Annotated in this window: 15 protein-coding genes; 8 read left to right on the top strand and 7 right to left on the bottom strand. The window is 37.9% G+C overall.

Translation table 11 applies throughout. The annotated features are described in order from the left end of the window. The first annotated feature begins 351 nt into the window (after positions 1-351). Together A994_RS08405 and A994_RS08400 are read left to right on the top strand one after the other, a co-directional pair. The gene (locus A994_RS08405) at positions 352-1,068 is read left to right on the top strand and encodes an Fpg/Nei family DNA glycosylase (RefSeq protein WP_004031034.1); all 717 of its coding nucleotides are present in this window, start codon (positions 352-354) and stop codon (positions 1,066-1,068) included. A 258-nt stretch (positions 1,069-1,326) separates the two neighbouring features. Beyond that, the gene (locus tag A994_RS08400; RefSeq protein ID WP_004031033.1) at positions 1,327-1,695 is read left to right on the top strand and encodes a PepSY domain-containing protein; all 369 of its coding nucleotides are present in this window, start codon (positions 1,327-1,329) and stop codon (positions 1,693-1,695) included. Between the two features lie 191 nt (positions 1,696-1,886). Here A994_RS08400 and pdxS read toward each other — a convergent pair whose 3' ends face one another. After that, positions 1,887-2,768 carry a pyridoxal 5'-phosphate synthase lyase subunit PdxS gene (gene pdxS / locus A994_RS08395; RefSeq protein ID WP_004031032.1) on the bottom strand — a complete coding sequence of 294 codons (882 nt, stop codon included), beginning with the start codon at positions 2,766-2,768 and terminating at the stop codon, positions 1,887-1,889. 1,112 nt (positions 2,769-3,880) lie between these two features. Here pdxS and A994_RS08390 point away from each other — a divergent pair. Beyond that, positions 3,881-4,366 (top strand): tetratricopeptide repeat protein, encoded by a 486-nt coding sequence (locus A994_RS08390; protein WP_004031031.1) that lies wholly within the window; start codon positions 3,881-3,883, stop codon positions 4,364-4,366. A gap of 329 nt (positions 4,367-4,695) precedes the next feature. On the opposite strand, the gene A994_RS08385 is transcribed toward A994_RS08390, so the two are convergent. The 6 genes from A994_RS08385 to A994_RS08360 form a co-directional block, all read right to left on the bottom strand. Beyond that, the gene (locus A994_RS08385; protein WP_004031030.1) at positions 4,696-5,826 is read right to left on the bottom strand and encodes a DUF763 domain-containing protein; all 1,131 of its coding nucleotides are present in this window, start codon (positions 5,824-5,826) and stop codon (positions 4,696-4,698) included. 408 nt (positions 5,827-6,234) lie between these two features. Further along, positions 6,235-7,986: an MJ1255/VC2487 family glycosyltransferase gene (locus A994_RS08380; RefSeq protein ID WP_004031029.1), complete on the bottom strand. Its 1,752-nt coding sequence runs from the start codon at positions 7,984-7,986 to the stop codon at positions 6,235-6,237. Positions 7,987-8,156: 170 nt separating this feature from the next. Further along, positions 8,157-9,182 carry a hypothetical protein gene (locus A994_RS08375; protein WP_004031028.1) on the bottom strand — a complete coding sequence of 342 codons (1,026 nt, stop codon included), beginning with the start codon at positions 9,180-9,182 and terminating at the stop codon, positions 8,157-8,159. A 152-nt stretch (positions 9,183-9,334) separates the two neighbouring features. After that, complete coding sequence (gene nadA / locus A994_RS08370) at positions 9,335-10,246, bottom strand: quinolinate synthase NadA (RefSeq protein WP_004031027.1); 912 nt, start codon at positions 10,244-10,246, stop codon at positions 9,335-9,337. A 307-nt stretch (positions 10,247-10,553) separates the two neighbouring features. Beyond that, on the bottom strand, positions 10,554-11,333 hold the full coding sequence (gene mtnP / locus A994_RS08365) for an S-methyl-5'-thioadenosine phosphorylase (protein WP_004031026.1): 780 nt from the start codon (positions 11,331-11,333) through the stop codon (positions 10,554-10,556). A gap of 86 nt (positions 11,334-11,419) precedes the next feature. Then, on the bottom strand, positions 11,420-12,868 hold the full coding sequence (locus A994_RS08360) for an RtcB family protein (RefSeq protein WP_048204173.1): 1,449 nt from the start codon (positions 12,866-12,868) through the stop codon (positions 11,420-11,422). 369 nt (positions 12,869-13,237) lie between these two features. Here A994_RS08360 and A994_RS08355 point away from each other — a divergent pair, with 369 nt between their 5' ends. From A994_RS08355 to A994_RS08335, 5 genes are all read left to right on the top strand, one after another. Further along, entirely contained in the window at positions 13,238-13,597 is a 360-nt protein-coding gene (locus tag A994_RS08355; RefSeq protein ID WP_004031024.1) for a hypothetical protein, read from the top strand. A gap of 153 nt (positions 13,598-13,750) precedes the next feature. Continuing rightward, a complete protein-coding gene (locus A994_RS08350; RefSeq protein WP_004031023.1) occupies positions 13,751-14,605 on the top strand; it encodes a decaprenyl-phosphate phosphoribosyltransferase in 855 nt (284 codons plus the stop codon). 207 nt (positions 14,606-14,812) lie between these two features. Continuing rightward, positions 14,813-15,736 carry a lysylphosphatidylglycerol synthase transmembrane domain-containing protein gene (locus A994_RS08345; RefSeq protein WP_004031022.1) on the top strand — a complete coding sequence of 308 codons (924 nt, stop codon included), beginning with the start codon at positions 14,813-14,815 and terminating at the stop codon, positions 15,734-15,736. Positions 15,737-15,949: 213 nt separating this feature from the next. Beyond that, positions 15,950-17,077 (top strand): DUF362 domain-containing protein, encoded by a 1,128-nt coding sequence (locus A994_RS08340; RefSeq protein WP_004031021.1) that lies wholly within the window; start codon positions 15,950-15,952, stop codon positions 17,075-17,077. A 650-nt stretch (positions 17,078-17,727) separates the two neighbouring features. Further along, the gene (locus tag A994_RS08335) at positions 17,728-19,326 is read left to right on the top strand and encodes an ArnT family glycosyltransferase (RefSeq protein ID WP_237739723.1); all 1,599 of its coding nucleotides are present in this window, start codon (positions 17,728-17,730) and stop codon (positions 19,324-19,326) included. The last annotated feature ends 6 nt before the right edge of the window (positions 19,327-19,332 follow it).

The raw sequence follows: 19,332 nt of genomic DNA, 5'->3' as shown, positions 1-19,332 counted from the left end.
TTTTTCTTTTCTTTTTTAAAGTATCATAATTAAAGCCCATACTATTTTAGTCCATATTACTTTAATCCACAATATTATTTCCTAAAAGTTTAAAAAAATCCAATAATTATTAAAAATCACAACTCTCCATTTGAATTACTATTTTTGAAACTATTTTAGTAAATTTACAAGAACTTATTTAGAAAGTTACTAAATAATTCACCACAAAAATAACTTTTATAAACTCTAGAATAGATGGTAATAAAAAAAAGTGACAATGAAATTTAATGGTGACTAAATGCCTGAACTACCCAGTGTGGAGATATTTAAGAAGTACTTTGATAAGACAGCCTTCACCAACTGATAACCAACGTGAATGTTATCAGTCCTGAAATTCTGGTGGAAACCAGTAGCAATCAGATGAAAAAAGCCATGGAAGGTCATGAGTTTACAGAAAGCACTAGATACGGGAAGTATCTCTTCGCAAAATTAGACAGTGACCTGTTTTTGATAATGCACTTTGGAATGACAGGCTACTTGCACTACGAACATCAGAATACCTCCCGGTATCCTCGTTTATTAATAAAGTTTTCAGGAGGTAATTTCCTGGCCTTTGATGATGCCCGTAAATTCGGGAAACTGGGCCTGACCCTGGATCCTGATGAATTCATTGAAAATAAAAAATTGGGTCCAGATGCACTGGAAGTGAGTTTCAAAGATTTTTATGACATAGTTCACGGTAGAAAGGGTATGATAAAACCATTACTACTTAACCAGAACATTTTAGCCGGTATTGGTAATTTGTATGCTGATGAAATACTCTACCAGAGCAGAGTACATCCTCTGACCCGTGCAAATCTTATAGATAAACAGGGATGGGGACAAATTTTTCAGAATATGAAAAAGGTACTCCAGAAAGCAATAGAATGTGATGATAGTGTCAAATCCCTTCCAGAATCTTATCTTCTTCCCCACCGCCATAAAGGTGGTAAATGCCCTGAGGGTGAAAAATTGGAAACTATAAAAGTAGGTGGTAGAACCACGTTCCTATGTCCCCACCGGCAGATGATAAACACTTATGAGGGCTGATAAAAGATGATGAGGGCTGATTATTCCAGTGAATATCTTATTATTTTAAAATCTAATTATTTTTGATTTTAATTTTTAAATTTTAAGTTAAAAAAAGAATTATTTTGTTATTTAGGGGCGTTTATTTAATTCATTAGCCTAATTTTCATGATCATCAAATATGGAAATACCAAAATTTTATAGGAATAAAGGTTCATTCTATAAATATAATTGATGATCATGGTCACGAACTGATCAATGGTTAAGGGGTAGATAAAAATGATTAAAAAATCAACAGTGGCCCTAATGGCTTTGATAGTTTTAATGGTGGTTGTTTCTGGATGCACCACCAATACGAACAGCACCCAGAATAACACTCAGAACATGTCTAACCAGAGCAATAACAACAGCAACAATGCTAACAATACCACAAACAGCACCAATTTAATATCACCTGAAAAAGCAAAAAGTATAGCCCAGCAATACGTTGAAGAACCTGGTGTAACCACAGGAACACCAGTACTTCAGACAGTAAATGGGAAGCAAGTATACGTTGTGCCTCTCATCCAAAACGGGAAGAATGTGGGTGAAATTGAAATTGATGCCGTGACTGGAGAAAACCTTGGTGGTGCTGGTGGAGCACCCTAAAAATTCATTAAATCTAGCAACTAAAAAATAGTAATGATTTCAATTCTAGCAACTAAAAAATAGTAATGATTCAATTCTAGCAACTAAAAATAGTATTAAATTATGAAAATGGAGAATGAATAGTTTTAGTTGCTTAAAACTTCTTTTTTTAACTAAATTAATGAAATAAAAAAAATAAAAATTAGGGGGAATTACCATCCCCTATCCTGCAGTCTTTCTGATTCAGGTATCTGGCTTATTTCCAGTCCAGGCATTGCTTTACCCAGGTCACGGCTAACCTCCGCGATGAGGTCCGCATCCTGGTAGTGGGCGGTTGCTTCGGCTATGGCTTTGGCTACTATTTCCGGGTTTTCTGATTTGAATATCCCACTTCCCACGAATACTCCGTCTGCTCCCAGTTGCATCATGAGGGCTGCATCTGCTGGTGTGGCTACTCCACCGGCTGCGAAGTTCACCACAGGTAATCTTCCCTGTTTCTGGGTTTCCTTAACCAGGTAGAGTTGTGCTTCTTCTTCCCGGGCTACACTCCATAGTTCCTCTTCGGTCATGTCCTTGAGTTCCCTGATGGTTCCCTGGATCATGCGCATGTGACGGACTGCTTCAACCACGTTACCGGTACCTGCTTCTCCCTTGGTCCTGATCATGGCAGCACCTTCATCTATTCTTCGGAGAGCTTCACCCAAATTTCTGGCTCCACAGACAAATGGTATGGTGAACTGTTTTTTGTCTATGTGGAATTTTTCATCGGCAGGGGTGAGTACTTCACTCTCGTCGATCATGTCCACTCCCAGTGATTCTAGGACCTGGGCTTCCACAAAGTGGCCGATTCGTACCTTGGCCATTACCGGGATACTGACTGCATCCATGATCTCGGTAACTTTACTGGGGTCTGCCATCCTGGCAACTCCTCCTGAAGCCCTTATATCCGCTGGTACCTTCTCTAGAGCCATTACAGATACAGCACCTGCTTCTTCGGCAATAGCAGCCTGTTCAGCATTAACTACATCCATAATAACTCCACCCTTAGTCATCTTGGCAAAACCCTTCTTCAGCAATTCTGTTCCATGCAACATGTTATTTCCTCCATTAAGATTATATGATTAATTGAAAACTTTAAAAATCTATTAAAAACGTAGATTTATCAAATAAACATTTTTAACAGTAGTGGTAGATCATTTCAGGAGATCATTTCAGAATTCATAACCTCTTTAAAAAATCCACTTCAATAACTTACAAAAATTTTAGTATATTTCAATCTTTCCCTGGTGGTTATTAAAATTTTGTACCCATTTAATGATAGATAAAAGCCATTGATCTCATGTAAAATCACATTGCCCTGAACTCGTCATCATTACATTGATTCATGTGATGCAAAATATTGTTAGATTAAGAGAAAATATAATATAAGCTATTAAATACTCTAAAAAATCCCATTGTAATCATAAACTCATTTTTAAAGTAGGATACTGCCTAAAATCCTTTAATAAAAAATAATATTTTACAATATCTAAATTATTGGTTTCCCCATAAAATACTTCATTTTCAGATCAATCCACAACTCACCTATTGTATCAGCAATGTAATTTATTGTAATGACATGTATCTAAATAGCAAGTATAAGCATACATGATAATTTTACATTGGAAATTATTTACAAAAAAATTTCCAGAAGATTTGAAAGGATTCTCTCCTAAAAAGCCGTTCGACATCATAAAAATAGTATAAAAAAATATTTCTTAATGAGGGATGGTTAACTACCATTAGTAATACTTTATACTTATTAATTATGAATGATTAGGAGTACAACAATCACCCTAACATCACAATGGCAAAATATAAGAACCAATTAGAAACAAGCTACAAATAATTAATTTTAAGCCCCTTAGAATTATTTAAATCATTTTATAGTATTTTTACGGTTTATTTATGTTTTAAAAGATTATTGAAGCTGATTCAAATACAATAGTTTAATCCAGACCCAAATAATGATAAATAAGTTTTTTTCTTAATTTTACGAACTTATTTCATTTATTAGATAATTTCATTTAAAATGGCTAGAAAACGCTTAAACGATAACATTTATTATTTAAACGAGATTAACACTTTTTCGTTAAACTAAATTTTATCTTTTAAATCCCTTAAAATTATATAGTCAACAGTTCAAATATAGCCAGGAGTTGATTAAATGGCCATCAAAGAAGCAGAAATGTACTACAAACAAGCTATGTCATTTTTAGAACAGGGAAAAGTAGACAAATCATTAAAGTTTTTTGACAGCGCAATAGCAATTGATAAAGAGTATGTTTCCGCCTGGAACGATAAGGGAGTGGCCTTTATGGAACTTGGAAACTATGATGAGGCACTTAAATGTTTTGAAGAAGTTATCAGACTTGAACCAGGCGATAACATGGCATGGTACAACAGGGGATACGTACTCCTGATCCTAGAAGAGTATCAAGAAGCAGTTAACACATTTGACCTGTTTTTAGGTAGATATTCTAAAAAAGATGACTTTTATAAATACGGTTTATACTTACGGGCTCAAGGGTTTTACAACCTTAAAGAGTATGATCAATCTTTAAAATTAATCAAAGAAGCACTTAAAATAGATAAAAAATTCAAAGAAGCCCGAGATCTCATGGCATTAATTGGAAAAGAATCTGAAAAGTGAAAAATCCACCAAACATTTCCATTTTTTTCTTAGATAATTCACAGTATAAATCCAGTACCAAACCATTCATAAATAACAAATAGTGCCAAAAATGGATAATAAATCCAAATACTTCCCCAAACATGGAAGAATCAAATAAAAACTAGTTCCTGGAGGATGTTTTATGCAGAAATATCAAAGGCAACACACTGACTTTGATCATTTACACTTGAAATTGAGGTCTTCCCTGTGATCTGATCATAAGTACCTAAAAAACTGTGGTAATTTTATTGGTCTGGAGAAGTTAATAATAAAACAATATACTAAAACACGACCTTTCATCTGTAGAATTAATTATCAACACTGATCAAATTATTCAAACGTTTTATAGCTTGATAACGGTCTTTCTTTTCCAATCTGGCTTGTTCGAGTGCATCTTGTAAAGTTTGTATGGAATGGTCGTACACTTCCCGGTCCACAGGATAAGGGAACCCGTCTTTACCACCATGGGTAAAACTGTACTTAACTGGATCATCCCAGCTGGGTTTATCCCCATAGACCAGGTCCGAAATCAGGGCAAGTGCACGTATCTTCTTGGGGCCCATCCCATTTAAAGAAATTAATTCTTCATAGCTTTCTGGTTGCAGTTCCCATGCATTTTGAAGGACTTCAAATTCGCGGGGAGACAGATCTGTGTCAAGTACTGGATGGTGACGGGGTAAAGAAAGTTCCGGGCAGAATATATCCAGGTTGGCCTGGCCTGACCCCACATCTATTTTTTTCTGGAAATATTTCTTCAGATGTTCAGGGTTATCCAGAATAAGATCGAGGCTGGTTTGCCGTGAATCAAAACTCATATCCGAGGTCATGTTCAGGGTTTTATCTTCCTTCAAGTCGCAGCAAATGCCATTGTGGGGTTCATTAATGAAATTTTTCACTGAATCAGATAACCAGTGATAACGACGGGCATATTTAGTTGATTCATTCATTCCCTGCTGTACTACTGCCCAATCACCCTTTTCAGTTAAGAAAAATACATGATGATAAAGCTGATAACCGTCCTGTATACATGAATTATCAATTTTTGCAGAAATTTTACTGGAATAAACCAGATCTTCCAGTTTGGCCGTGGACAATGAAAATGTTTCCCCTGCATCCTGGATCTCCTGGGGCGTTCTCCTGGAAGCTCGGCCCTTACCTCCTGCTACAAGTATACCCTGTTCTTCAGGTTTGATAGCTGTTTTCAGAGCACCACAGGTCGTGGTTGTGGTTCCGGAACTGTGCCAGTCAAAACCCAGGACACATGAAAATGCCTGGAACCAGTGAGGGTCTGAAATTCTGGATAAAAATTCATGAGGACCGTACTCATATATTATTGAATCAGTAACTGCTCCAGCCAGTTTCACCATACGCTGGAAAAGCCATCGGGGTGCGCGACCACCGTGAAGGGGTAAATTGGCAACTCCACTTCTTGAACTCATATGATAACCAATTTATCTGAAGAATAAATAGCCCTTATGGGTAGAGCACATGATAAGTATTCCGGGAAAAATACTCAGGATTTAACCAGAATTAATTTAACTTAAAGCATCCATCCTAGAAGGCGAGTTACATTAAAAATAAAGACATCCCATCATCGAATACGATTATGATTTATCAGTTACACTTGGGAATCTGTGAAGGAGTAAAAATAAAAAATAATACTTAAAGTTGGAATAACTAAAAGTTGGAATAAAAAAGAACTCCAGTGAATATTCTATCTAAATCCAGATTTATCCTTAATCAAACTAATTATCATTCCATCCCACTATTATCCTTAATCAATTATTTATCATTATTCCACTATTTATCAGCCAATTTCACGATGTATCCTAATTTATCCCATTTTATTAGGCATATTTATCAATCAGATGGTCCAGTTCATCCAGAATAGATTGGTTGTGATCGTGTTTAAATCCAAGACTGATGTTTTTCCGGTATTTCTCCAAGTGGGAGAGGAAGTTTTCAATATCGTCCCTTTCCAGATCCTCATGAAACTCACCATAACCCAACCGATCAAGATAGAGTGCGTTCAGGGTCTGTTCGAACTGTTTTTTCACTGGAACACTTAAAACTGGTTTTCCCAGATAAAGTGCTTCACTGATAAGGGTGAATCCTCCATTGGAAATCACTGCCCTGGCCTGGGATAGGTCCCTGAAAAAGTCATCCTCATTGAAAGGTTTAAACAGTAGATTATCATCCCTTCCCTCACGGTGAAATCCGTAGACAATGAATTCATCATCAAATTCCTTCAGAATATCCAGTAATCTCCAGTTAGAGTCACTGGTCTGATAAACCAGAACATGTTCCCCATTATGGGGTTCCAAATCCATTATGGCATCACGCAGGACTGGTGGGAAATATTTGGTTTTATTAGGATGTTTAAGGGGCGGATAAAAGTAGCTGGTTATAAGAGAAACAGTTGGAAGCTGGATGAATGACCTAACCACACTTTCAGCAGCTATTCTATCAGTACGGTATTTCTTAGGGACATCTAACTCTGCTTGGGTTAAAACATGCATATTATCCAGGCTGATGAGTGGCACGCGCAGGATCTTAGATAGGAGGTTTGAATAAAATTCAAAATCAGAGATGATGATCTGGGGCTTTACTGCCTTGGCCACACTGTACATCAATCTTAAACTATTTTTCAAATCTCCGGGGAGGTCTTTCATTCCCTTGATGAATGTTTTGGTGTTCTGGACAGTGTTATCCTCATAAACTGTGTTAAATCCACCGATCTCGTATACATTGTCGAAATGAGATGCCAGATAATCATAGGCACGGTCTGATGCAAATATGTGAACTTCATTATTCTTGGTTAAATGATTGAGGAGGACTCTACCCCGGATGGCATGTCCCATTCCTTCCCCACATACTGAGTAGAGTATCCTCTTTTGATCCGGATGCCCGAAGGTGTAATCCAGGTCTTCGGCGGTTATCTGTTTGCCCCGGAACTGGTAGAAAGTGCTTTTAGCATATTTGAAGGCCACATTACGCAGTCCTTCCTCCTGAACCCTGCGGGTGGAAACAAGTAGTTTTGGGCTTCTAAGTACCTTGAACTGGCTTATGGCACCTATGCGTTCGATGTAATCCGTGTCTTCTCCAAAGTCCAGGTCTTCATCAAATCCTTCCACTTCATTGTGTAGTTTTCTGGTGGTGATTATACCATAACAACCTGCCCCATGGGGTTTGATGTTCTCCACCCGTTTCATGAAGAAATTGGCAAAGTCATGGGTTATTTTATTCAAAAAACTATCACTTAAGGGTGCGATCTGGGTTATGGCAATTCCCAGATCTCTTTTTTCAAATTCATCCAGGCATAATTCCAGGTAATCCCTGGTTAAAATCACATCTGAATCCAAAAAGAGAAGATATTCACCACTGGCTGCTTCTGTCCCTCGATTTCGCCCTACGGAAGGAAGACCTCCTTCAACAACTTTACAGCCCCATTCCTGAGCAATAACTCTGGTACTATCTTCGGAACCTGCATCGGCCACTATAACCTCATAATCACTGAAATCCTGCCTTTTTATACTCTCTAAAAGATGGGGGAGATAACTTTCTTCGTTAAAGGTAGGTATGATAATTGAAAGCTTCATTTTCACCTGTATGTTTTTTATTCTTTTGTTTTATGGTACTTTCGGATCCCTAATTTATGGTACTTCAAATTCCTAATTTTATAATATCTTCGAATCCCAAGTTTTATGATACTTCAAATTCCTAATTTTATTGTATTTTCGGATTCCTAGTTTATGGTATCTTCAGATCCCTAAAAGTAGGAATAAAAATTCCATGTCATGAAAAATCCATCGGCACGGCCCTGATATGTTTTGAAAAGGCTTTCCAGGGTGTTTTTGTCACTGACACTGGTGTCTGTCCGTATCACAGTCATGTTTCCTTGCTGCTCCTGGCTTAAAACATTATAACCACTTAAATCAACAGGTTCGAACTGATTTAAGACTGTTATTTCATGGTAAGAGCTGTTAGTTCCGGCCAGTTCCAGTCCCAATCCAGAAAATGCCAGAAGGAATATTAATACAATGGGTAAGACGAATTGACGGAACTGGAATGGGTGAATCTGTAATGGGTTTTCTACAAAGTAGAAAATGAATAAAAGACCCATTCCTATCACTAAAGGTTGGCTGTAGAGTCCTCCATCAACCATTCCAATTAGAGCCAGTGTCAGTGCAAAGGCCATTATGATCCGGTTTAGCTCCTGTCTCCCATTTAAAGATAACAGTCCAGTTATATAAGCCAGTGGTAATGTTATGAATATCAAGTAACCCCAGGGTAACACGTAAGGATATAGGCTGCCCCCGGTGTGAACATGATGGGGGATGAGTCCACTCATAGTATCTGCAAAGTGCCCGAAAACTGATTTGAAGACATGGCTATGCATGGGGCTGGTGGTGGTTGAAGTGGGATTAGTGGAGACGAAAATGGTTAAAGGGGAGACCCCGTATTTCAAACGGATGTAGAACTCGATTAAAATACCTACCAGGCAGGTTAACAGGATTATGAGTATGGTCCATTTGAGGAATTTTTTACCATCTGGACCGTATTCATTGGCTCTCTCCTTTACTGGTGCGAGGAATCTGCTGTTGTTGAGTAATGGGTTTAATATAAGGAAACTGCCTATTGCCATCAGGAACAGAACAGCTTTACCCTCTGATGAACCGGATAAAAGTGGCCAGGTGATCATCAGAACCAGCTGGTCCAGAGGAGAAGTGGCATAAACTATCAGTCCAATGAGTATCAGTATAACTCCAAATAATCCTGCTTTATCTATTTTCACTACATATCACCATGAAAAAATATTCTAAATTCAATAATTTCTAACTTATTTTAATTCTAACTTTCATTGTGTTTTAAAATTCAAAGGAATATAATTCAGGTTGATTAACTGATTTAAAAATTCAGTTAGTTAATAACTAATTAGTTAGAGGTTTAACTGACTTCCAGCATGCGTTCCACTGCACTGCGGGCTTTATCAGCAATATCCTCTGGAACTTTAACTTGGAACTTTTCCTCCATCAGGGAGTTTTTAACCTTATCCAGGGTGTGCCTTTTCATAGTTTCACAGATAGCTTCATCCAGTAAAGGATAAATGAGTTTATCCGGGTTTTCCCTGCGGAGTCTGGTCACCATGTCCACTTCTGTGCCTATGAGGAAACTTTTATTACTAGATGCTGCCACATGGCGAAGCATTCCCCCGGTACTGAGGATTTGATCCGCTGCCTCCTGTACTTCAGCGTCACATTCCGGGTGTACCAGTACTTCTGCATCAGGATAGTTTTCCCTGGAAAAAGTGACATCTCCAGTGTTGAACATTTTATGAACGTAACAGTACCCCACCTCAGGGATAGGGATTATTTCTTTATCCGTCCTTTTTTGAACGAAACTGGCCAGGTTCATATCTGGACCAAAGAGTATTTGATCCTCATCCAGGCTTTCTACAACCTGAGCTGCATTGGCAGATGTGCATAGTATATCAGCTTCGGCCTTAGCTTCAGCCAGTGTATTCACATATAGCACCACTGCTGCTTGAGGGTATCTCTTTTTGTATTTTATTACATCTTCTGCTGGGAGCATGTGAGCCATTGGGCACTCAGCCTGAGGATCTGGAATTAATATCTTCTTGGATGGGTTTAAAATAGCAGCAGTTTCTGCCATGAAGTCCACTCCACAAAAAACAACCAGATCAGCATCTTCTATCTGTGAAGCTTTAATACACAATTCCAGAGAGTCACCTAAAAAATCTGCAATTTCCTGTATCTCTTGAGTTTGATAATTATGAGCCAGTATTATGGCATTTTTCTCTTCTTTAAGTTTAAGAATTTCTTCCTGCTTGTGATTCAACCTAAACTCTCCTTTAAATTAGGTTCATGGATGAAAGCCCTTCTAATTGGTTAGAACTTGTAAAAAAGATGATAAAAAAATTGGGCAAAATGACCTATCTAACATGTGCTTTATATTTTCGGATTAAAAAACCTTTTCCTCAGATTAGACAAATTAACTTAAAACCCTTAATTCTGGATCTTAACCCTTGATCATAACATTCTGGATCCTGACCCTCTGGATCCTAAGAATCTAGATCATAAAACCCTGATCCTAAACCCTCAAAACTATGGTTATTAACCTAAAATTAATCCTATATTTAAATCAGTTAATCTATCTCTGCACCTTCCAGAGCGTTTCTGCAGGGGCAATTTCCATCAGCGGGTATGCTGATTATGGAGTTATAAATGAGCCGGGTTAATTCTTTCTTTTTCTCATCTAAAATTTCAAAGACCTCATCTATGGTAATTTTCTCTGTTGATACTGATGCTGCGAAATTGGATATCATGCATATGGATGCATAGCACATTTCCAGTTCCCTGGCCAGCACTGCCTCTGGAAGGCCAGTCATGCCAACCACTGTTCCACCCATTTGATGGAACATTCGGATCTCTGCTGGGGTCTCAAATCGAGGTCCTTCGGTGCATACATATACCCCGCCCTTAACCAATCTTCCATCTACGCCTCGTCCGGCAGATATTATTGTTTCTGCCATTTGAGGACAGTAAGGTTGGGTTACGTCCACGTGCACTGCACGGTCATCATAAAAGGTGAAAGGTCTTTTACGAGTGAAATCCAGAAAATCGTCAGGTATGAGGAAATCACCAGGTTTAATGGATTCATCAAGAGATCCAACAGCATTGGTTGCAATGATCCGCTCTGCTCCTAACATTTTAAGAGCGTAGATATTGGCCCGGTAATTAATCATGTGGGGTGGGTTGTCATGACCCTCCCGGTGACGGGGCAAGAAGGCAACCTCCTGATCTTCGAATTTTAAAATGGAAACAGGAGGAGATTCCCCAAATGGAGTATTCAAAACCTTTTTCTCCTTCAGTTCTCCCATTTCTACTATCTGGTACACTCCGGTACCACCAATTATTCCCATCATATTTTAAGTCTCCCATTCCTGAAAGGTTATTTCACATTTTAAGAAGAACAGTCCCATATTCCCTAGAAAGCTTTATTTTGAGGAAATTACCCCTTGGCCACTCCCATAGGCACCATTCGACCCACTAACCTGGAAATACCTGCAGTGTGGGCGGTTTGAACTACCTGATCCACATCTTTGTATGCTCCAGGGGCTTCTTCTGCCACTACTGGCATGGAATTGGCTCTCACGTATATTCCTTTACCTTCCAGGATTTTCAGAATATCTTCTCCCCGGTAGTTACGTTTGGCACCGGCCCGGCTCATCTGGCGTCCGGCTCCATGGGCAGTGGACCCAAAAGTTTCATCCATTGCAGTCTGAGTACCGTGTAATACATAGGAAGATGTGCCCATGGTTCCGGGGATAAGTACGGGTTGACCTATCTTACGGTAATCTGAGGGTATCTCTTCTCTTCCCGGTCCGAAAGCACGGGTGGCTCCTTTCCGGTGAACATATAGTTGAGTGTTTCTTCCCTTGATGGTATGGGTTTCTTTCTTGGCAATGTTGTGGGCCACATCGTAGACAATTCCCATGCCCATATCTTCTGCATCCTTATGGAATACCTGTTCAAAGGATTCCCTGACCCAGTGGACGATCATCTGTCTGTTGGTCCAGGCGTAGTTAGCAGCAGCAGCCATTGCTGCAAAATAATCCTGAGCTTCTTCTGATTCAACTGGAGCACAGGCCAGTTGTCGGTCCGGTAAATCTAGTTTATAATGTTTGGCTGCTTTGTCCATGGTTCGCAGGTAATCACTGCAAACCTGATGTCCACATCCCCTGCTTCCAGAATGGATGAGTACGGTTACCTGTCCTGTTTCCAGGCCAAATGTCCTGGCAGCCTCTGCATCGAATATTTCTTCTACTTTCTGGACTTCCAGGAAATGGTTACCGGATCCCAGGCTCCCCAGTTGTGGTATTCCCCTTTTTTTGGCTTTATCACTCACACGGGCAGAGTCTGCATCAACCATGCATCCATTTTCTTCCAGGTACTCTAGGTCTTCTTCCCAGCCGTAACCATTTTCCACAGCCCATCTGGCACCGTTGTCCAGGACATCATCGATTTCACCTTTTTTGAGCCTGATTTTTCCCTTGCTACCCACACCAGATGGTACGTTACGAAACATCACATCAATCAGTTCTTTTATCCGGGGTTGTACCTCTTCATAGGTGAGGTTTGTGCGGAGTAGTCTTACACCACAGTTTATGTCAAAGCCCACACCCCCTGGGCTTATAACTCCTGTTCTGCTGCTGAAAGCCCCTACTCCACCTATGCTGAATCCATAACCAAAGTGGATGTCCGGAAGTCCTATTGAGAATTTTTGTATCCCGGGTAGGCAGGCTACATTGGCCACCTGGTCAATTGCTCCTTTTTCCAGGGTTTTAACTGCCTCATCATCAAGATATATTCGACCAGGTACTTTCATTGCCTTTTTATAATCTCCTGGAACTTCCCAAACACAATCACGTACCTTTTTAAGAGTTTCTTCCATAACCATGATAATCCAATCTCCTGATTTTATTAACTAATTTTAGTAAGCATTTGAAAAACATGAAAATTGATTTTTTAATTTAAGATATTTTACCTATCTCATAGTTATGAGTGCATCTTGTATACCAAGATTTCTATTTTTACCAAGATTTCATGAACCTAAAATTGTAGTTATAAACCTAAAATTTGTAACTTAAAATTGTATTTATAATCTTAAATTTGTAGTTATAAAAATTGTATTATAAACTTAACAAATTATGTAGGGCATTAAAGTAAAGAATACTTAGAACATACAGGTTGTATCTTCATATAAGATAAAAGATGAATAAATTCATTATAATAAACTTAAACAACACAATCCGGGAGATTTATGATTATGGAATCTGAAAATGACGTGAAAATAACAGAAAAAGATGTTATAGAAATTATGGATGTTTTTACTCGTGTTCCACCCTTACTTTTGAAGGTGGTGGTTAAAGGGAACAAAAATGTGGTTAAATCATTTGAATCCCAGATAAAAGAACATTACTCCCATTTAACTCCGGAAGAAGTGGTTAAAATAGAAAAAGTCATGACAACACCAGTACCTGAACTCCAGAGTATCCTAAAAAATGTTTACGCGGAAACTCACCAGAAACAGTTGAAAATTCTTTCATCCCCAGGTGCAGAACCATTTATAACCAGAAATCTTCAGGAACTTAAAAAGGTACTGTCTTCAATGGATATGAATGAATAACACTATTCACCAATAAATTTATAAATAATCCCCCTATACTTGATAAACTGTTATTAAATGCTATTAAACATTTCAAACATCTATTAACTGTTTACCTCCGTTAACATCTCTGGAGTTTATTAAAACATCCAGAAGAACAAAATAGGTGGTTAAATGTTTAAAGACGTATTAATATCAATACGACCTAAACAATGGTATAAAAATCTGGTTATATTCATTGGGATCGTGTTTTCATTAAATCTTTTGAATTTTAATTTATGGATAAACGCTATTTATGCATTTATAGGGTTTTGCTTACTTTCGGGAAGCATATACATAATCAATGACTATCTGGATATTGAAAATGATCGTAACCACCCCGTAAAATGCAAACGTCCCCTGGCATCAGGAAGATTAAAAGCATCACAGGGGCTGTTCTTCTCAGGAATATTCATTATCACAGCATTGATGTTAACATATATGGTTAACATAGGTCTGCTAATAACTTCATTAGCTTCTTTTTGCCTGATGATTATTTACTCGCTGTTCCTTAAGGAAATCTGTTTGGTGGACATTCTAACTATTTCCACTGGTTTTGTACTAAGGGCAGTTGCAGGCTGTGTGGCCATAGGCGTTCTTGTATCTCCCTGGCTAATTCTCTGCACATTCCTTCTGGCCCTGTTTTTAGCTATTGGAAAACGAAGACATGAGCTTGTTTTACTTAAAAACAAAGCAGGGGATCATCGAAAAATACTTTCTGGTTATTCCAGGGAAATGCTGGACCAGATGATGAACATAACCACGTCAGCACTCATCATGTCTTATTCCATCTATGCATTCCTGGCAACTAATATCTACATAATGACCACAATACCCCTGGCATTCTACGGGATTTTTCGTTACTTATTCCTTTTACATAACCAGGATATGGGAGGGGAACCGGAGATGTTATTTAAAGATCGAGGTATGATCTCCTGTATGTTCCTGTGGGTGATAATGGTAGTGGGAGTACTGTATTTCATTAAATGAGGGGAGGAAGATAAGGGATAGATAAATAGGAAATAAAATTAAAAATATGGTTAGAATTAAATCAACGTAAAAGTAGTGGTAAATTTTAACCCATAAATTGAAGGAATGGATTGAATACTCCCCTCGGGATTATTGACATTAGCGAGATTTCCACAATAAGCAGAAATATTCAATAATTAAATTAGGATTAACCACGGTGTTTAAAATATGGAAAAAAACAAGTTCTGGATGATATTGCTCTTTGCAGTTGCAGTGTATTTGGTAATGATTATCTACGCTAACTTGGGGGATCTTTTATCTGCACTGGCGAAGTTTAACTGGGTATTTATACCGGTGATGATCATTCTGGTGACCATAGCCTACTTCATTAGATTCATTAAATGGAATTTATTCCTCAAAAATGTAGATGTTCACCTACCCCTTAAAGAAAACCTTTTTGTGTTTTTCAGCGGACTTTCCATGACCATAACCCCTGCAAAAGCGGGAGAAATATGGAAAGGATGGCTTATAAAGGACATAAATGGTGAAAAACTGAGTAAAACTGTTCCAGTGGTAATTGTGGACCGGTTAACCGACCTGTTAGGTCTTATCATCCTGTCCCTTTCCGGGATCATTTACTATAAAAGTGGAATATACATCCTCCTCATCCTGGTTATAATATTTGCCTGTTTCATTGTGGCTATCAAATCAGAAACCATATCCAACCGTTTGATATCCATATTGGAGAAGAGGGCCAGTAAATATTCCCAGGACATTAAACAGATGCATCAATCATTTAAAAAAAGCATGGAAGTTAAGTATCTCATTGGAATGTCAGCTATAAGTGTTTTAGCCTGGTTTATGGAATGTTTAGCCCTGTTTTTCGTGATCTATGGATTCGGAGAGTCCCTGGGAATAGTGCTTTCCACATTCATATACAGCTTCGCATCACTGGCCGGTGCCGTCAGCATGATCCCCGGAGGTTTAGGAGTTGCAGAAGCAACTTTATCTGGCATTTTAGTGTTCTTTGGATTAAGTTCCAGTGTGGCCATTGGAATCGCCTTGATAATAAGGCTTGGGACACTATGGTACGGGGCCATCCTGGGCTTTGTTGTTTACATTCTGGGAAAATCAAGAGTTATGGGAAAATAAATCTTGAAATAGTAATTTGAATTAAAATTAACATCTAAATAATAATTTAAATAGAATAAATATTCCCAGGATAGTAGAGATAAATGAAAAAAAATGATAAAAACCATTAAAATTACCAATATACAGTGAATAAATAATTAAAAAGTTTTATTAGGGAAAATATGCTTATTATTACAATTAAAAGTTGAGAATAGAAAGCTGGAGGAAAAATTAATGTCGATTGTATCCATTTCAAGAACATCACCAGAAACCGTGGTCTCAGATTATCAGAAACTGATGAATCTAGCGCAATACAAAAAAACAGTATCTCCTGATGTTAAAACCATACTTAAACTGAACCTTTCATGGACACTATTTTATCCTTCCTGTTCTACGCCACCCTGGGAGCTGGAGGGGGTTTTAAAAACTTTGCAGGATGATGATTTCCAAGATGTGGTTGCTGTTGAAAACCAGACTGTGGTAACCCATCCCTGGAAGGGTGCCTATTATAACAAATGGTTACCACTCCTTAAAAAATATCAAAGGGAATTTCAGCCCCTGACCGATGTGAAATGGACAGTTTATGAACCAAAATCAGAGATGATGGTTATGGACGAGATATTCGGTCAGGTACTGGTTCCGGAAATGTTCTACGGGAACAATGTAATACACTTCCCAACGGTAAAAACCCACGGCCACACCACCACCACTGGATCAATGAAAAATGCTTTCGGGGGTTTGATTCCCAAATACAGGCACCACGCCCATAAAAAGATCCATGAGGTCCTGGTTGATTTACTCGCCATCCAACAAGAGATCCACCCCGGAATTTTCACAGTAATGGATGGATCAGTGTGTGGTAATGGTGCAGGACCTCGTACCATGGACCCGGTTATTGGCAATCTTATACTGGCCAGTGGAGATTCAGTTGCAGTGGATGCTCTTGCTGCTAAAATAATGGGATTTGACCCACTTAAAATTGATTACATTAAGATGGCCCATGATAAAGGCTTGGGAATGGGAGATGTGGATCAGCTGGAAATTGTGGGCATGGATGAACAGGAAATCAAAAACCTCAACCTCAAATTCCAGGTTAGTAAAAGTCCGGTCATAAAATGGGATCAACGGCTGCGTAAGAAAACCATGAACATAAAATGGTTGCATCACCTGCTTTTCAACTCCCCCATTTTCAAAACATTCATCTTTGCCTCAGGATTTTATCATGACCGCCTATGGTACCCCACAACAGGTAAAAAAAATATAAATGAATTCAAGAAAACAGAATGGGGACATATGTTTGATGAATATGAATACGGGGAGTTCCCTGAATTTAAAGAAGTGAAAGAATGGAATCCGTATTAATCTAAACTAAACAAGATTAATTTTAATGAATTTCAAGCAATAAAATTCTTTTTTTTGAATAAATTCTCTTTTTTCATTATTTTTCTACATTTTTTAAATATTTAAATGGGTTTTTAAAGGGTTTTTAAAGGGTTTTTAAAGGGTTTTTAAAGGGTTTTTAATGGGTTTTTAATGGGTTTTTAATGGGTTTTTAAATGGTCACTGGACAATCACTTCAAGTATCATGTAACTTCATTAACCTGTTTTTAAAGGTTTTAATGACATTTACGCCGAATACAGGTGAAAACAAGGCGAGAATTGGTGAAAAGTGGTGAGATTTGGGAAAACTCTTATCAAACATCTTCTGGAAATAATAGACTGTCCTCGGAGGGACAGTTAATAGATGTTTTGTGGTGATGAGTTTTAACTCACCTAACTCATTCACCCCTTTAAAAAATAAAATACACTCATTTATTATGAAAATTTCTTTTTAACCATGTGATAAAATGTGGGGGAGGATTTAAAAACAGTAATGAAAAAGTAGGCAGTATTAAATGAATATAAAAAACTTTTTAATGATTAAACTATCAAAATTTTCTGTTGATAAAAAATTAGACATTTTAATTCCATTATTTCTTGCTATCCTTATTTTGGTTACGAGAATACCATTTATGAGTAAATTTTTATATGAATGGGATTCAGTTAACTACGCACTGGGTTTTAATGAATATAACATCACACAGGAACAGCCCCACTCTCCAGGCTACATTTTTTACACTGCCCTGGGAAAAGGCGTTAATTATGTCTTTAATGACCCTAACATGACTATGATATGTTTAGCAATTTTTTTTACCATCTTTACCACAATTTTAATCTATTTTATGGTAAAGGAACTTTTCGGGAGAAAATTGAGTATAGTTACGGGGATATTATTCGTTTTCAATCCACTCATATGGTTCTATGGGAATATTGCCAGCATTTACATATTTGAGGCCTTTTTTAGCGTTTTAATAGCTTATACTTCTTATAAATTCTTTAAAGGAGATGAAAAATTTCTTTATATCTCAGCCATTGCACTGGGTTTAGCTGGTGGTTTCAGGATAGACATAGTAGAATTTCTCATCCCCCTGTGGATATTCTGTATATGGTACAAAAGACCTTCCTACAAAAAGATTTTAACCGGATTAATCCTGTTTGGTTCATCACTCCTCCTATGGATAATTCCAACTGCCATATCAGCTGGCGGTATCGAGCAGTACCTGACTATTTTGAAAAGCACTTCTGAGGCTGCAAGCTGTACATCCTTACTATTTGGCGCTACCATTAAAGAGCAACTCTTAAATTCAGGGGCCTGCGTGATGTGGTTACTCCTAGGATTAAGCATCATGGGAACTCTGGCGGTTTTATCCTTTTTAGTTTATCCCAGAAAAGAATTAATATCCAAATTTATTTTTTACCTTAAAAAACCTGTAACATTCTTCTTCCTACTGTGGGTTGGACCCGCCTTGATTTTCTATCTGGTGATCTACGTGGTAAAACCCGGATACATACTCACCTGCATTCCACCCATTATGATCATTCTGGCCTGGATTATAAACCGGGTTGCAAATATTATAAACGTTGAATTTCCAAGAATATCTGCTAAAAAAGCTTTAACTTTGATACTGACAATTTATGTTCTTTTAAATGCCATTTATTTCATTTATCCCTTTGAGATTAACAACGGTGAGATCTGGGAAACATCCCTGAATGATATGAGTACCTCCCAGAAGGTCATGTTTGGTTTGGATGTGGGTTTCATTTATAACACTGCTAAAATCAATGCCAATGATGAAAACACCCAGTTACATGTAGAGAACATACTTAACATCTCTAACTATGATCCTTCCAGCACCATAATTGTTGTCCGGGATATAACCCGCGAAGATGAGGGTTTTAACTGGAGAAAGGCCATGTACTACCTTCCCAGTTATGATATTTACTATCTGTTTGATGGGGAAAACTCAGAAAATACTAAGAGTGTTGTATCCTGGCATGGTAAGGGTCAACACTTCACTAAATCTGAGGGTGACACCCTGAATATAACTATAAATGACTCAACCAGGAGAATAGTCTGGATAATGAGCAATGAAACCTCATTTTATCAGGAAGTCAATGCCAAATTTGGAGTACACACTATCAATCTCCCCAATGGCCTGAATATATACTACTCAGATGTGGGGGTTCAATCTAATACAACCATCAGCGATTTTACCTTTAAAACAGGCTAGAAAGAC

Source organism: Methanobacterium formicicum DSM 3637, assembly GCF_000302455.1.
In the GTDB taxonomy this organism is placed as follows: domain Archaea; phylum Methanobacteriota; class Methanobacteria; order Methanobacteriales; family Methanobacteriaceae; genus Methanobacterium; species Methanobacterium formicicum_A.
Note: the sequence above shows the minus strand (reverse complement) of the source record. Positions and strands in the feature narration are given on the sequence as shown.